This is a genomic window from Arthrobacter sp. NicSoilB4, assembly GCF_019977335.1.
In the GTDB taxonomy this organism is placed as follows: Bacteria; Actinomycetota; Actinomycetes; order Actinomycetales; family Micrococcaceae; genus Arthrobacter.
Genome location: NZ_AP024653.1, coordinates 2,392,806 through 2,407,028 on the forward strand (window position 1 = coordinate 2,392,806; position 14,223 = coordinate 2,407,028).

Below are 14,223 nucleotides of genomic sequence, written 5' to 3' on the forward strand. Positions count from 1 at the left end.
GACATGACCGTCCTGCCCATCACGATCTGGGGCGAGCCCGTACTGCACAGCCGGGCCGCCGAGGTTGAAGTCTTCGACGACGAGCTCCGGACCCTGATCGCCGACATGTTCGAAACCAACGACGCCGCCAACGGCGTCGGTCTGGCCGCGCCCCAGGTCGGGGTGGGCAAACGGCTGTTTGTCTACAAGTTCGACAACGACGACGGCGCCCCGCCGTCCGGCGTCGTCGTCAACCCGGTGCTGACCCTGTCCAAGGTTTCCGGCGCTCTGCCGGATCCGGATGAGGAAGAGGAGGGCTGCCTGTCCTTCCCGGGCGGGCAGTACCCGCTCAAGCGTGCGGAATGGGCCCGCGTGCAGGGCTTCGACGGAGACGGCAACCCGGTCGATTTCGAGGCGACGGGCTGGTTCGCCCGGGTCATCCAGCACGAATACGACCACCTCGACGGCAAGCTCTACGTGAACCGGCTGATCGACCGCTACTCCCGCAAGGCGATGAAGCTGGCGAAAAGGAGTGGCTGGGGCGTCCCCGGGCTGACCTGGATGCCAGGCGTGGATCCGGACCCGTTCGGGCACTGACGCCCGGCCGCCAGGCTAGCTCCCCGAAGTTCGGTCGACGGCGGCAAGGATCGCCGCGCCCAGTTCAGCGGGCTTGGTGAACTGCGGCCAGTGCCCGGTGGGCAGGTCCACGAAGTCGACGTCGCGGACGCGTCCGAGCTCCGCGACGTACGGGTGGCCGCCGGCGATCATTTCGGTGAGCATGGACGACGGGAACTCGCAGGCGATGACGGTCGCCGGGACGTCGTAGCGGCGCTCGTCGTTCAGCCGCTGCTGGTCCTGGGCCACGCCTTTGGGCTGCGGGATCGCACGGGCCCGGAACATGGCCCGCAGTTCCTCGTCGAGGTCAGTGAGGTCTTCGTCGTCGAACAACTCCCACGGCGGAAGCGGCACCTCGTCGCCGTCGTCCGGCAGTTCGTCGTTGATGACGCCGCCGTCGCCGAGCGGACCGCTGTCGACGTAGATTGCCCGGACCACCTGTTCCGGCCGGGCGTCGACCGCGCCGTGGATGATGGCGCCCCCGCCCGAATGTCCCACCAGCACGACGGGGGCATCAAGGGTGTCAATTTTCGCCACGACCGCGTCGATGTGGGTGCGCAGGCCGATCCCGGCCCGCGGTTCATCGGCCGATTCCAGACCGGGCAGCGTGAGCGGGTGGATCTGATGCCCGGCCGCGACCAGCGGCGGGGTCACCTCCTCCCACGATGAGGCGTCCAACCAGAATCCGGGTACGAGGATGATGTCCATGCCGGTACCCTACCTGCCCGGGCGGACTTAATGGCACGGGACCGGCGGATGATTTCCTGGAACGCCGGGCTAACCCTCGTCCGGCCGCTCGAGCTTCGCCGCGTGATCCGGAACGTACCGGAAGAGCTCCCGCGGCGGGCGCGTGTAGTTCACGGCTTTGGGCCGTTCGGGCAACGTCACCGGTTCCGTCCGCACTTCGGTGTAGTCGATGCTGGAGAGCAGGTGGGCGATCATGTTGATCCGGGCCCGGCGTTTGTCCTCCGCCTCGACCACATACCAGGGCGACTCAGCGGTGTCCGTCTGCATAAACATGTCATCCTTGGCCCGCGAATAGTCTTCCCAGCGGAGGATCGCGTCACGGTCCATCGGGGAGAGTTTCCATTGCCGCATCGGATCATTCAGCCGGGATTTGAACCGCCGCTCCTGCTCCGCGTGGCTGATCGAGAACCAGTATTTGAAGAGCAGGATGCCGTCCTGGATCAGGAGCCGTTCGAAGACCGGGCATTGGGCCATAAAGCGCTTGTGTTCCGCGGGGGTGCAGAAACCCATCACATGCTCGACGCCGGCCCGGTTGTACCAGGAGCGGTCCATCAGGACGATCTCGGCCGCAGCGGGCAGATGCGCCACATAGCGCTGGAAGTACCATTCACCCCGCTGCCGGTCCGTCGGGGCAGGCAACGCCACGATCCTGGCTACGCGCGGATTCAGGTATTCGGTGACCCGCTTGATCGCGCTGCCCTTCCCGGCGGCGTCCCGACCTTCGAAGATCACCAGCACACGCGCGCCCGTGCTGCGGACCCACTCCTGCAGCGCGACGAGCTCGGCCTGGAGACGGTAGAGCTCGGCCTCATAGAGACCGAGCGCCAGCCGCCCGGAACTTGAGTGCCCCTTGGAGCCCTTCCGGCCGGCCTTGCCGGAGCCGGCCTTTGGATGTGCCATGGTTCCCGTCCCGTTCCTTGCGGCGTGGCGGACTTCCTGTCCCTGCGTCGCGTTCTTTCCTGCCGCGCCCATTCTCGCCGAGCGGCTGACGGCCCACAAGGGGACGCCGTACCGGGACAGGGGAACCCCGGGCTCCTATGCTGGGGCCATGGAAGCCTCTGGACGGACAGCGATGCAGCCCATTCTCACGCTCACCGTGAATCCTGCACTGGACGTGAGCACCGCGACGGAACAGGTCATCAGCGGCCACAAGCTGCGCTGCGGCGCCAGCCGCCTCGACGCCGGCGGCGGCGGCGTCAACGTGTCCCGGGTGGTGCAGCGGCTCGGCGGCCGGACCCTGGCGGTCTACACCGCCGGCGGACCCACCGGAGAGGCGTACCGCCGGCTCATCGAAGCCGAACGCGTCCCCACGCTGGCAGTCCCAATCCAAGGGAGCACCCGCGAGGACTTCACGGTCGACGAGACGGCGACCGGCAAGCAGTTCCGCTTCGTGCTGCAGGGCCCCGAGCTGAGTGAGCCTGAGTGGCGGTTGTGCCTTGCCCTCGTGGCGGATTCGATTCCCGAGGGCGGGTATGTCGTGGCCAGCGGAAGCCTGCCGCCGGGGGTCCCCGAGGATTTCTACGCCCAGGTGGCGCGGCTCGCGCGTGTGCATGATGCGCGCTGCATCGTGGATGCCTCCGGCCCTGCCCTGTCCGAGGCCCTCGCCGAGGGGGTCTTCCTGGTGAAGCCGAGCCGGCGGGAGCTGGGGCTGCACTTTGGAACAGCCCTGGAGAGCGGCGAAAGCCAGGTAGAGGCAGCCGCGGCACTGGTCGCGGACGGCTCCGCCGAGCATGTGGCCCTGACCCTGGGCGGGGAAGGCGCCGTGCTCGCCTCGGCAAACGGGATTCTGCGGCTGGCTGTGCCCCAGGTGAAGGTTCGGAGCACGGTGGGAGCCGGCGACAGTTTCCTGGCCGCCTTCGTGCTGCGCCTGGCGCAGGGCCGCACCCTCGCGGACGCGCTCCGGGCCGCCGTCGCTGCCGGAAGCGCCACCGTGACGACAGCCGCCACGGAGCTCTGCCACCGCGAGGATGTGGAACGGCTGGAGGCCGAACTCGCCGCCCAGAACCTCGGCGGGAGCCGCGCACTGTGAAGCCGGGACCGGCAAGGCTGGCTGTCGCGCTGCTGCTTGCCTTCGCAACCGCGGGCTGTTCCGGCGACGTGCCGCGGCCAGGGTGGGCGGCAGCGAGGCCTGCGGCGGCCCGGGGACGGCCGGGCCCGTCAGGCTCGCTATCTAAGGAAGGCGCAGGCCCGTCCACGGCGCCGTCGGAAAGGCCCCGGCTAGCGCGGAGTGCCGGTCAGCAGTTCGACGACCTGATAGGGATCATGCCCGGGGACGACGTTGTGCATGGTGATCTTCGCCTCCGCCGGCGTGATGTGGATCTGCCAGCCCCAGTCCGGGCCTTCCGGTGCGGGGTACGAGCCGGTCAGGCGGAGGACGCCGTCCGGGCCCACTTCCCCGGCCAGGTTCAGCCAGGTCTTGGCCGTGTGCCACGAATCCGCCCAGACCGCTTGGGCCGCAGCTGCCGTGCCGCCGAGCAGCAGCACGCCGTCCTGCGGCTTCCCGTCCTCCGCCCAGGTGTAGGAGATCGTGGCGAAGTCATGTGCGGTCACGCCTGCCGTGGCATCCGCGGGCGAACGCCGGTAGTCGTCCGTCGGCATGATCCGTAAATCGTTGGTGCCGTTCCAGCTGCCGAAATAGGGGGCGAGGAACTCGACGATTGTCATGGTTGCATTCATCGCTGCAGTCTAGCGGCCGGATCCGGAACAATGGTCTGCTGCTGCGGGCAGGAGGCGAGGACCCGCTTCATCGCGTCCTTCTCCGCCGGAGTGACCCACAACCGGTAAGCCGCCTTGACCGAGACCTGCCGGGCGACGTAGTGGCAGCGGAACGCCTTGTTCGGCGGCAGCCAGGTGGCGGCGTCGGAGGCGCTTTTGTCCTGGTTGGCAGGGCCGTCGACGGCGATCAGGTTCAGCGGATCGTTCGCCAGGTGCTCGCGTTGCGCCGGCGTCAGCTGCTGGGCTCCCTTTTGCCAGGCATCCCCCAGCGCCACGACGTGGTCGATCTGCACGGCTTTGCTGCTGCCGGCACCCCTGCGGAAGGTCAACTGCCGGCCGGTGTAGGGTTCCCGGAAGGTTCCGCCGGCCACCCGGCAGCTGGATTCGGCGGTGAATTCGACGCCGGCGAGGTCCCGGCGGAGGATGTCGTTGCGCGTATCGCAGCCGTTGCGGTCCACGTCCAGCCACGCCTGGCCGAAGGCGCTGCGGTCGTAGTTGTCCCTGCCCGCCCGGCCCTTGACGGGAAGCGTGTCCAACAGCACCGCGGCGGGACCCGAAGGGACCGTCCGCACGGAGGGAACGGCGTCCATCCAGCCGGCCGCCAGCACGGGCGCGTCGCTGGGTCCGTCGGTGGGCGGCTCGACGGCGGCAAACTGTCCGGCGGTGAAGAACCATCCCAGTCCCGCGGCTGCGGCAAGGGCAGCGGCGGCCAGCAGTGCCCACGCCTGGCGGGACCGCCGTCGTTCGCGCCGGAACTCCGCCCAGGTGAGCGTCATGCGGGCTGCGCGGCCGGTCGGAGTCTCTCCACACCCGAAGCCTAGGCCGGTCCCCCGGCGCCGCGGGGGTTGTCCACAGTGTGGAGGACGAGTGCCTTGTCAGTTCTCTTTCGTCACGCGCACAAGGTCTTCGTTGGCGAGGGCCAAGAGCGATTCGAGTTGCTGGACCCGCGCCTCGTCGACATCACCGGCCGCTTGTTTGGCGCGGGCATCGTCCAGGAGCCGTTTGGCTTCCTTGACGTTGCGCCGCGCGACGTCCAGCGCGTGTTCCAGGGTGGTTTCGTGCTCCACTGCCGAGTTCTGTTCCATTGCACTATTGTGGTGCCCTTTCCCGGCCGATTCCAGAGGATCGGCCGGGAAAGGCGGAACGGAATTCAGGGCCGGGGTGTCAGGCCGTGACCTCGACGGGCAGGCCGGCTGCCTCCAGGGTTGCGGCTGCGTCCTTGGCGGGGAACGACGGCGGGTTCACGCCGGCCATTTCCTCCATGACGCGGACCACCTGGCAGCTGTAGCCGAATTCGTTGTCGTACCAGACGTAAAGAACCAGGTTCTTCTCGTTGGAGATCGTGGCGAGGCCATCGACGATGCCGGCACGGCGGGAGCCGACGAAGTCGGTGGAGACCACCTCGGGCGAATCGATGTAGTCGATCTGCTTGCGGAGGTCCGAGTGCAGCGACATTTCCCGCAGGTAGTCGTTGACCTCGTCCTTGGTGGTGCCGTTCTCCAGGCTGAGGTTCAGGATGGCCAGCGACACGTCCGGGGTGGGGACGCGGATGGAGCTGCCGGTGAGCTTGCCGAGGAGTTCGGGCAGGGCCTTGGCGACGGCCTTGGCGGCGCCGGTCTCGGTGATGACCATGTTCAGGGCGGCGGACCGTCCGCGGCGGTCGCCCTTGTGGAAGTTGTCGATCAGGTTCTGGTCGTTCGTGAAGGAGTGGACGGTCTCCACATGGCCATGGACCACGCCGTAGCGGTCGTTGATCGCCTTCAGGACAGGCGTGATGGCGTTGGTGGTGCAGGAGGCGGCCGAGACGATCGTGTCCGAGTCCTGGATCGCGGTGTGGTTGATGCCGTGCACGATGTTCTTCAGCTCGCCCTTGCCCGGAGCGGTGAGCAGCACCCGGGAAACGCCCTTGCTCTGGAGGTGCTGGGACAGTCCCTCGGCGTCGCGCCAGCGTCCCGTGTTGTCGACGACCAGCGCGTCGTGGATGCCGTAGGCGGTGTAGTCGACCGTCGAGGGGTTGTCCGAGTAGATGACCTGGATCTGGACCCCGTTGGCGGTGATGGTGTCGTTCTCGAGGTCCACCTTGATGGTGCCCTCGAAGGAGCCGTGGACCGAGTCGCGGCGCAGCAGGCTGGCGCGCTTGGCGAGGTCGTTGTCCGAACCGCGGCGGACCACAATGGCGCGCAGGCGCAGTCCGTGCCCGCCGCCGGCCTTTTCGATCAGGAGGCGGGCCAGGAGCCGGCCGATGCGGCCGAAGCCGTAGAGGACGACGTCGGTGCTGGTGCGGTCGTCGCCGCCGCGCTTGCCCACAACCTCGGCGAGTTCCTTGCGGAGGAACTCGTCCAGGGTTGCGCCGTTGCCCTCGACACGGTACTTCTCGGTCAGGCGGGCAATGTCGATGGCTGCGGCGCCAAGCTCCAGCTTGGTCAGGGCGTCCAGCAGCGGGGCGGTCTCCTCAAGGCGCAGTTCTTCCTTGCTCATCCGGCGAGCGAAGCGGTGTGCCTTGAGGATGTTCATGGTGGACTTGTTGATCAGGCTGCGGCCGTGGATGGACGTGACCACGTTGTTTTCGCGGTACAGCCGGCCGATCACCGGAATCATGGCCTCGGCGAGCGCCTCCCGGCCCATCCACGTATCAAGACAAGAATCTGACGTCTGGCTCACAGAAATACCTTCCTAGAATCCACCACATACGACGTCGTATGCGGAAGCGGCAGCCGGAGGGTGTCCGGTACCTCGGCGCCGGGGATTCGGTCCACCCCGGGCGCCCGTTCAAGCAAAGAAAAACCACCGGCTGCGAACGCAGACCCGGCGGCAGAACTTCTACGTTCACCATCCATTCTACGGGCGGCCCGGCGGGGTCCGGCCACGGGAGTGCGTGAAATGACTCACACAAAGCATCGCGCCAGTTACGCTGGGGCGATGTTCAAGGTTGGGGTCCTCCTGCTGGGCGTGGTGCTGTGCACCGGCTGCGCCGCGGCCGCGCCGGCGTCCGGCCCCGCGCCGACAACGGCGGCAGCATCACCGTCGTCGTCCGGCCCCGCGCCGACGACGGCGGCAGCGTTCACCCTGGTGGCGCACCGCGGCGGGGCCCTGGTCTACCCCGAGTCCTCCGCGGAAGCCTTCGAGGCCGTGAGCAAAACGGCGTTCCCGATCGAAACGGATCTGCGGCAGCTACAGGATGGAACGCTCGTACCGCTGCACGACGACGCCGCCGAGCGGACCATGTCAGGGCTCAGCGGCCCTCCCGCCGGCATCACGGCGGAGCAGTGGGCGGCGGCCCACATCGTCCACCCGCTGGGCGGTGCCGAAGGGACTCCGACGACGTGGGAGGCCATGCTGGATCTCTACGGCGGACGGAACATCCTGGTCCCGGAACTGAAGGACCCTGCCATCGACCCGGACGCCTTCTCGAAGACCATCCTGGAGCGCGGCATCCAGGACAAAGTGGTGGTGCAGACGTTCAGCTTCCCGGCCGCCCGGGCCCTCGCCCGGTCGGGGCTGCAGGTGCTGTACCTGCTGCGGGACGGGGCGGAGCCGGATCCCGCATCGATCAGCTCCAGCGGCATCGCTTACGTCGGCCCGCACAAGGACGTCAGCCCGGGCTACCTGCGGAGCCTCAAGGACGCCGGACTGACCGTTTGGGCCTATACGGTCAACGACCCGGCAACCGCGGCGAGGCTGCGCGCGGACGGCGCGGACGGGGTCTTTACCGACACACCGTGGGAGCTGGCGGAGCAGCTGGGCCTTTAGCTCGCCTAGTTGGCTTCTGCCAGGATCATGTCCACGGCTTTTTCCGCGATCATGATGGTGGGCGCCTGCGTGTTGGCACTGACCAGGCGTGGCATGATCGAGGAGTCGACGACGCGCAGCCCCTCGATGCCATGGACCTTGAGCCGCGGGGAGACAACGGAATCATCGGAGGTTCCCATCGCGCAGGTGCCAACGGGGTGGTACGAGGTCCTGCCGAAGGCGCGGACGAATTTCACGTACTCGTCGCGGGTTTGGACACGTGTGCCGTCCCCGATGTGCTCCGCCTTGACGAGCTCCGCCATCGATGACTGCTCCATGATCTGACGGCTCTGCTGCACCCCGGCGATGGCCATCTCGATGTCGTAGTCGTCGGCGAGGTAGTTCGGATCGATGAGGGGTGCCCGATCCGGGTCGGACGAGGCAGGGCGGACAGTCCCCCTGCTGCGTGGCCGCAGGAAGTACGAGTTCAACGTGGCCCCGAATCCTGGCTTCAGCGCCTCGGCGCCTGTCCCCGCCCGGGCGGCCGGCAGGAAATGGAACTGCAGGTCGGGGGTCTTCTCGTCCTGGTTGGCGTAGCTGAAGCCGCCGGCCTCGACAAGGGTTGAAGCGAAGGGTCCCGAACGGAAGGCAAGGTACTCGACGCCGGCCAGGACCGTGGCTGGACGCACCTGGTTGAAGCGGTCCATGCTGTGGTAATCCCTGAGCTCGTAGACGATGTCAACGTCACAGTGATCGTGCAGGTTCTTGCCGACGCCGGGCAGGGCATGGACGGTGTCGATGCCTGCCGCCGCGAGATCCTCCGGGTCTCCGATGCCGGACAGCTGCAGCAGCTTGGGTGAACCAAAGGCGCCGGCCGAGACAATCACCTCGCGGTTGGCGCTGTACGTGCGCGGGCTGCCGCCTTCGATCGCATGGATCCCGACGGCCCGGCCGTTCCTGATGACCACCCTGGAAACGGTCACATTGGCGCGGACGGTGAGGTTGGGACGATTGCGGGCGGGTTTGAGGTAGGCAACGGCCGCACTGCACCGGCGGCCGTTCTTCGTGGTGGTCTGGTAGAAGCCGACGCCGTACTGTTCAGCTCCGTTGAAGTCGCTGTTGTAGGGCAGCCCGTACTCCTGGCCCGCCTTCACGAAGGCCGCCGAGAGCTGGTGGGGACGCAGGAGGTCGGAGACTCCGAGCGGGCCCTGGGTCCCGTGGTGCGGTGCCGAGAGCCGGCTGTTCGACTCCGAGCGCACAAAGTATCTGTTCACCTCATCGGCGGACCAGCCCTCGCAGCCAAAGTCGGAGACCCAGCTGTCGTAGTCCTCTGCCACGCCGCGGGTGAAGACCTGGGAGTTGATGGACCCGCCGCCGCCCAGCACGCGGCCCTGGGCCAGCGGGATGCGGCGGCCGTTGCTGTGCGCCTGCGGGACACTCGCATAGTCCCACTGGTATGGCCCGTTCTTCAGCCTCGGGAAGCCTGCGGGGACATGGATCAACGGATGGCGGTCGGACCTGCCGGCCTCGAGCAGCAGGACGCGAACCGAGGGGTCTTCGCTGAGCCGGCCGGCGAGAACACTGCCGGCGCTGCCGCCCCCGGCAATCACATAGTCGTACGCTGCGTCCTCCGGCACCCTGACTCCTATGCGTTCGCGAACACCATTGCCACTCGAAGCGTTCCCTGAAGTGTCTGATCCGGCTTGGACGATGTCAAGCATTCGGGCCACCGCGCAATCCCGGGCGCGCGTGCGGCCAGCTGGCACGCGGCGGCGGAAACGATAGCGATGGCGCGGATTCCCGGCGGTGTGAGTGGATGGGTTGACCGATACGCCGGGTTCTGTGTTCCCGCGCCGTTACCGGCGCGGGACTAGCGGCCATCCATCTACGAACGCCGTTGCCGACGCCCTCCAGCAGCCTACCCGGACACTCGGGCGGGCAGCCCTCAAACGTGTCCTGTCTGGCCTTGCTCCGGGTGGGGTTTACCTAGCCTTCCCGGTCACCCGGGAAGCTGGTGGTCTCTTACACCACCGTTTCACCCTTACCTGCCCTGCAGCCCGTGCAAGCACACGCCGCATGCAGGCGGTCTGTTCTCTGTGGCACTGGCCTGCGGGTTACCCCGAGTGGGCGTTACCCACCACCCTGCCCTGCGGAGCCCGGACGTTCCTCGAGCCACTTGCGTGACGCGCGGCCGCCTGGTCAACCCATCCGCTGTCCATTCTACGGTCAGCGGGCACACGTCCGGGGACACGTCCGGCGGCCGGGCCTATGATCGGGGAATGGACGAGTCAACCCTGACCCGGCGCCGGCTGCTTGAGCTTGCAGGAATCGGCCTTGGCGCCTCCGCGCTTGCGGCCTGCACCGCCGGGATCGAGCCCGCTGTCACGTCCCCCGCCGGCCCGCTGACCGTCCGCACCAGCTCAGGCTCATTCGTCTCGGCCTACCGCCAGGGGGTCACCAGCCACTGGGCGCTGGCCGCGCCTGAGCTGCCGGCCGGCGGTGCGCGGCCCCAGCTGCCCGTCGCAGTGTTCCTGCATGGGCTCGGCGGCAGCCACAGGGTCCTGCTGGACGGATTGGCAGCCCATGAGGCCCTGCAACGGCACGTGGATGCCGGCGGCACGCCGTTTGCCGTCGCCGCAGTGGACGGCGGGAACACCTGGTGGCATGCCCGTGCGGACGGCAGCGACACCCAGTCGATGCTGGTGAAGGAATTTGTTCCGTACCTTGGCGGCGAAGGCTACGACCTCGGCAGGATCGGTCTCTTCGGCCTCTCCATGGGCGGCTTCGGTTCCCTCCTGCTCGCCTCCCAGGGCCGGCTGCCCGGCGTCCGGGCCGTCGCGGCCATGAGTCCGGCGGTCTGGGACAACTACGACTCGCGGATCGAAGGTGCCTTCGATGACCCGGCCGACTTCGCGGCCAACGATGTGTTCGCGCTCCGGCCCCGGCTCGCGGCGGTGCCCAAGAGGATCGACTGCGGCACCGGGGACGACCTTGCCGCCACCGTCAGGGCGTACCGCGCAGGGCTCCCGGGCGCCGTCGAAGGCGGCTTCCAGCCCGGCGGCCACGACGACGGCTACTGGCGCGCCATCCTGCCCGACGTATTCTCCTTCCTCGGCCGCAACCTGGCCTAAGCCCGCCGCCGGGATTGCACCGCTAAGATTGTGCGGTGCTGATTCTGCTGCCGCCCTCCGAAGGCAAGACCCCCGCCACGGACGGCGACGCCGTCGACTGGGCTTCCCTGAGTTTCCCCGGGCTGAACGCCTACCGGGCCAAGGTGCTGGAGGGTCTCGGCACGGTCAGCGCGCACGAGGACGCCCTGGCACTCCTGGGCGTCGGCGCCTCGCTGCGGGCCGACGTCGAACGCAACACACGGCTGCACGCCGAGCCGGCGGCGCCCGCCCATCAGGTTTACTCCGGCGTGCTGTACGACGCGCTGGGCTATGACTCGCTGACAGCTGGGCAGAAGCGCAAGGCCGACGATTCCGTGCTGGTCATTTCCGCGCTCTGGGGCGCCATCCGCTTCGGCGACAGCGTCCCTGCCTACCGGCTGTCGATGGCCACCGCACTGCCCGAAGTCGGACGCCTGGCGTCCTTCTGGAAGCCGCAGCTCACTGAGGCCCTGGCGGCCGCCACGGACGGGGAACTCCTCGTGGACTGCCGCTCCAGCACTTACGCAGCCGCGTGGGCTCCGCCACCGCCGCAGACGGTCGCCGTAAACGTGTTCACCGAGGTCAACGGCGTCCGTAAGGTGGTCAGCCACTTCGCCAAGCACACCCGGGGCGAACTATCCCGCCACCTGCTGACCCGCCGGGGCAAGGCGCCGCAGACTCCCGCCCAGCTGCGGAAGGCGGCGGCCGAGAAGTGGACCGCGGAACTGGTCGACGGGACGGCCCGGAAGCCGCACACCCTGAACATCATCCTGCCCAACTAGCTCGCAGCAGGGGCCGTTTTGAGCCCCCAAAACGGCCTTAACTGCTAGTCAGTCGGGAGGTTGGGCCCACTCCACTCGGCCGAGCGGACCAGGATGCAGCCGGAATCGGGGCAGAACACGATATCGTCCTCGGCGGCGGCCTTGATCTCGGCAAGGTCGCCCGGGCTCAGCTGCATGCCCGATCCCTCGGATGTTCCGTGGAAGAGGCGGGCAGCGCCGACGCCGCGCTTGGCGAGGGTCTTCTCGTAGACCGCCAGCAGCCCGGCATCCAGGCCGTCGGCGAATTCGGCACGCTTGCCCCGCACCACCGTGGCCTCGGCGGCGATCTCCGCGAGCTGCTCGTCCAGCTCCGAGCGGATGGAGCCGAAGGAACCCTGGATGTCGTCAACAATCTGCTGCTGCGTGGCCTGGCGCAGGCGCAGGGAATCCAGCCGCTCCAGCACTTCCAGCTCCACGTCCTCGAGGTCGGACCGGCGTTTGTTCAGGGACACGAGGTCGCGCTGCAGCGCCACGAGGTCCTTGGAAAGGCCGGTGCCGCTGTTGAGCTTCGCCTCGTCCCGTTCGATCCGCGAAGCAACCTGCTCCACGTCCGCCTCGGCGCGCTTGAGCTCGAGTTCGGCGTCATGGACCGCCACCTTCGCGGCACCGAGTTCGCCGTTGGCCACGCTGAGGGCTGCTTCAAGATCGGTGATCCGGGAGTCGCTTTCAAGGCTTCGGCGGCGGTTGGACAGGGATTTGAGCTTCGCATCAAGTCCCTGCAATTCGAGCAACTTCAACTGTTCCGCCGGTGCTGCCTTGGCCACTATTTACCTCCGCTTGTTCCCTGCCGGCCGGAGCCGGGCACCTAGTCGGCGCTCTTTAGACTCTAGCGCCTAGCGTGCGCCCCGGCCTCGCTGCGCTCACCCGGGGCCCCTCGCGCGCCAGGCTTAGCCCGGAGTCAGAATGAAGTCCCACGGATCGCTGTTGGTGGTGCTGACCCGGATCTCGACGTCGTGGCCCTGGTCGTTCAGCACGTTGCCGAGCGCCTCGGCGGCGGCCGGCAGCCACAGCCACTCGCTGGCAAAGTGCGAGACGTCGATCAGGTACGGCCGGTCGTTGACCGCCGCCTCCCGGGCTTCCGACGCCGGGTGGTGCCGTAGGTCGGCGGTCAGGTAGACGTCGGCGTTGCTGGCCCGGACCTCGCCGAGGAGGGAATCCCCGGCGCCGCCGCAGACGGCCACGCGGCGGACCAGCCCGTCCCTGTCCCCGGAGACGCGCACTCCGCCGGCGACCGCGGGCAGGATGCCGAAGACGCGGGCGGCAAAGTCGCCGAGGGTAAGGACTTCCTCGAGGTCCCCGACCCGCCCGATGCCTTCTTCCGGCAGGCCGTTCACCGCAGGGCTCAGCGGGGCGACGTTCTGCAGTCCCAGCGCGTCGGCCAGGACATCCGAGACACCGCCGACGGCGGAATCACCGTTGGTGTGCACCGTCAGCAGGCCCGTGCCCGATTCGATCAGGCGGTGCACGGCCCGTCCCTTGGCAGTGGTCGCCGCGACCGAGGTGACGCCCTTGAGCAGCAGCGGATGGTGGGTGATCAGCAGTTCGGCGCCGAACTCGATGGCTTCCTCGATCACGTCAAGGGTTGGATCGACGGCAAAGAGGATCCTGCTCACCCCGGCGGAGGGGTGCCCCGCGACGAGGCCCACCTCGTCCCAGTCCTCGGCGAGGGACTCCGGCCAAAGCTCTTCGACGGCCAGCAGGATCATTCCCAGGGTGGGTGCCCCGGGCGTTTCCGCGGATCCGTTGCCGGCAGCGCCGCTTCCTTCGGAAGGGTCGGCTGAAACGTCGGTGTTTACAGGTTCCATACCCACATTTTTACCCTATTGGCCGGCCGGCCCCGCAGACGCGGGAATCATCGGGGCCCTTCAACCATTGAACAGAGCATGAGAACTTTTGTCCTCGGCGGAGGCTGCTTCTGGTGCCTCGACGCCGTCTACCAGAAAACCAAGGGTGTCAGCGCGGTCGTTTCGGGCTACACCGGAGGCCACGACCGCAACCCCGACTACTACGCCGTCTGCTCCGGAACCACCGGCCATGCCGAAGTCGTGGCGGTGACTTTCGATGAGGAGATCATCCCGCCGGAGGTCATCCTGGACATGTTCTTCGCGCTCCATGACCCCACCACGCTCAACCGCCAGGGCTACGACGTCGGAACCCAGTACCGTTCGTCGATGTTCTACGAGACCACCGAGGAAAAGATCCTCTTTGAGGACGCGATCGACCGGAACCAGTCGCTGTGGGCGCACCCGATCGTCACAGAAGTCAGCCGGCTGCCCGTGTTCCACCGGGCCGAGGAAATCCACCAGGACTACTACGCCAAGTTCCCGGAGCAGGGCTACTGCCAGGTGATCATCAATCCGAAGCTGGCCAAGGCCAGGAAATATTACTCTGCATGGCTTAATGCTTAGCTAGGGCCTGCGGGCCCTCGTTAGGCTGACCTCAGTATTCCCCCACCAACAGACAGGCGC

At 67.8% G+C, this 14,223-nt stretch carries 15 protein-coding genes and 1 other RNA gene; 6 read left to right on the plus strand and 10 right to left on the minus strand.

The features are described from left to right. Window positions 1-3: 3 nt before the first annotated feature. Entirely contained in the window at window positions 4-576 is a 573-nt protein-coding gene (gene def, locus LDO13_RS10845) for a peptide deformylase (RefSeq protein WP_224046762.1), read from the plus strand. A gap of 15 nt (window positions 577-591) precedes the next feature. Here the strand turns inward: def and LDO13_RS10850 are convergent, their stop codons facing one another. Continuing rightward, window positions 592-1,302: an alpha/beta hydrolase gene (locus LDO13_RS10850; protein ID WP_224046763.1), complete on the minus strand. Its 711-nt coding sequence runs from the start codon at window positions 1,300-1,302 to the stop codon at window positions 592-594. A 69-nt stretch (window positions 1,303-1,371) separates the two neighbouring features. Next, complete coding sequence (ppk2, locus tag LDO13_RS10855; RefSeq protein ID WP_224046764.1) at window positions 1,372-2,241, minus strand: polyphosphate kinase 2; 870 nt, start codon at window positions 2,239-2,241, stop codon at window positions 1,372-1,374. A gap of 148 nt (window positions 2,242-2,389) precedes the next feature. Between ppk2 and LDO13_RS10860 the strand changes: the two genes are divergently transcribed. Next, window positions 2,390-3,370 carry a 1-phosphofructokinase family hexose kinase gene (locus LDO13_RS10860; protein ID WP_224046765.1) on the plus strand — a complete coding sequence of 327 codons (981 nt, stop codon included), beginning with the start codon at window positions 2,390-2,392 and terminating at the stop codon, window positions 3,368-3,370. Between the two features lie 188 nt (window positions 3,371-3,558). Here LDO13_RS10860 and LDO13_RS10865 read toward each other — a convergent pair whose 3' ends face one another. The 4 genes from LDO13_RS10865 to LDO13_RS10880 all read right to left on the minus strand — a co-directional run bounded on the left by LDO13_RS10865 (window position 3,559) and on the right by LDO13_RS10880 (window position 6,681). Next, on the minus strand, window positions 3,559-4,017 hold the full coding sequence (locus tag LDO13_RS10865; protein WP_224046766.1) for a DUF1579 domain-containing protein: 459 nt from the start codon (window positions 4,015-4,017) through the stop codon (window positions 3,559-3,561). Beyond that, window positions 4,014-4,832: an HNH endonuclease family protein gene (locus LDO13_RS10870; RefSeq protein WP_224046767.1), complete on the minus strand. Its 819-nt coding sequence runs from the start codon at window positions 4,830-4,832 to the stop codon at window positions 4,014-4,016. Before LDO13_RS10870 ends, LDO13_RS10865 begins: the two co-directional genes overlap by 4 nt. Window positions 4,833-4,931: 99 nt before the next feature. After that, window positions 4,932-5,141, minus strand: coding sequence for a hypothetical protein (locus LDO13_RS10875; RefSeq protein WP_224046768.1), 210 nt, complete (start codon window positions 5,139-5,141; stop codon window positions 4,932-4,934). A gap of 79 nt (window positions 5,142-5,220) precedes the next feature. Then, entirely contained in the window at window positions 5,221-6,681 is a 1,461-nt protein-coding gene (locus LDO13_RS10880; RefSeq protein ID WP_263422170.1) for a glyceraldehyde-3-phosphate dehydrogenase, read from the minus strand. A 294-nt stretch (window positions 6,682-6,975) separates the two neighbouring features. Here LDO13_RS10880 and LDO13_RS10885 point away from each other — a divergent pair, with 294 nt between their 5' ends. Then, window positions 6,976-7,806, plus strand: a complete 831-nt coding sequence (locus tag LDO13_RS10885; RefSeq protein ID WP_224046770.1) for a glycerophosphodiester phosphodiesterase — start codon at window positions 6,976-6,978, stop codon at window positions 7,804-7,806. Window positions 7,807-7,811: 5 nt separating this feature from the next. Here the strand turns inward: LDO13_RS10885 and LDO13_RS10890 are convergent, their stop codons facing one another. Together LDO13_RS10890 and rnpB are read right to left on the minus strand one after the other, a co-directional pair. Beyond that, on the minus strand, window positions 7,812-9,422 hold the full coding sequence (locus LDO13_RS10890; RefSeq protein ID WP_224046771.1) for a GMC family oxidoreductase N-terminal domain-containing protein: 1,611 nt from the start codon (window positions 9,420-9,422) through the stop codon (window positions 7,812-7,814). A 176-nt stretch (window positions 9,423-9,598) separates the two neighbouring features. Further along, window positions 9,599-9,992, minus strand: an RNA gene (gene rnpB / locus LDO13_RS10895) — RNase P RNA component class A. Between the two features lie 72 nt (window positions 9,993-10,064). On the opposite strand from rnpB, the gene LDO13_RS10900 reads away from it, so the two are divergent. After that, window positions 10,065-10,916: an alpha/beta hydrolase-fold protein gene (locus tag LDO13_RS10900; RefSeq protein ID WP_224046772.1), complete on the plus strand. Its 852-nt coding sequence runs from the start codon at window positions 10,065-10,067 to the stop codon at window positions 10,914-10,916. Between the two features lie 35 nt (window positions 10,917-10,951). Then, window positions 10,952-11,716, plus strand: a complete 765-nt coding sequence (locus tag LDO13_RS10905) for a peroxide stress protein YaaA (protein ID WP_224046773.1) — start codon at window positions 10,952-10,954, stop codon at window positions 11,714-11,716. Between the two features lie 44 nt (window positions 11,717-11,760). Here LDO13_RS10905 and LDO13_RS10910 read toward each other — a convergent pair whose 3' ends face one another. Continuing rightward, window positions 11,761-12,519 (minus strand): C4-type zinc ribbon domain-containing protein, encoded by a 759-nt coding sequence (locus LDO13_RS10910; RefSeq protein ID WP_224046774.1) that lies wholly within the window; start codon window positions 12,517-12,519, stop codon window positions 11,761-11,763. Between the two features lie 123 nt (window positions 12,520-12,642). Beyond that, entirely contained in the window at window positions 12,643-13,560 is a 918-nt protein-coding gene (locus tag LDO13_RS10915) for a Nif3-like dinuclear metal center hexameric protein (RefSeq protein ID WP_224046775.1), read from the minus strand. A gap of 78 nt (window positions 13,561-13,638) precedes the next feature. Here LDO13_RS10915 and msrA point away from each other — a divergent pair, with 78 nt between their 5' ends. Beyond that, window positions 13,639-14,163: a peptide-methionine (S)-S-oxide reductase MsrA gene (gene msrA / locus LDO13_RS10920; RefSeq protein ID WP_224046776.1), complete on the plus strand. Its 525-nt coding sequence runs from the start codon at window positions 13,639-13,641 to the stop codon at window positions 14,161-14,163. Window positions 14,164-14,223: the final 60 nt, after the last annotated feature.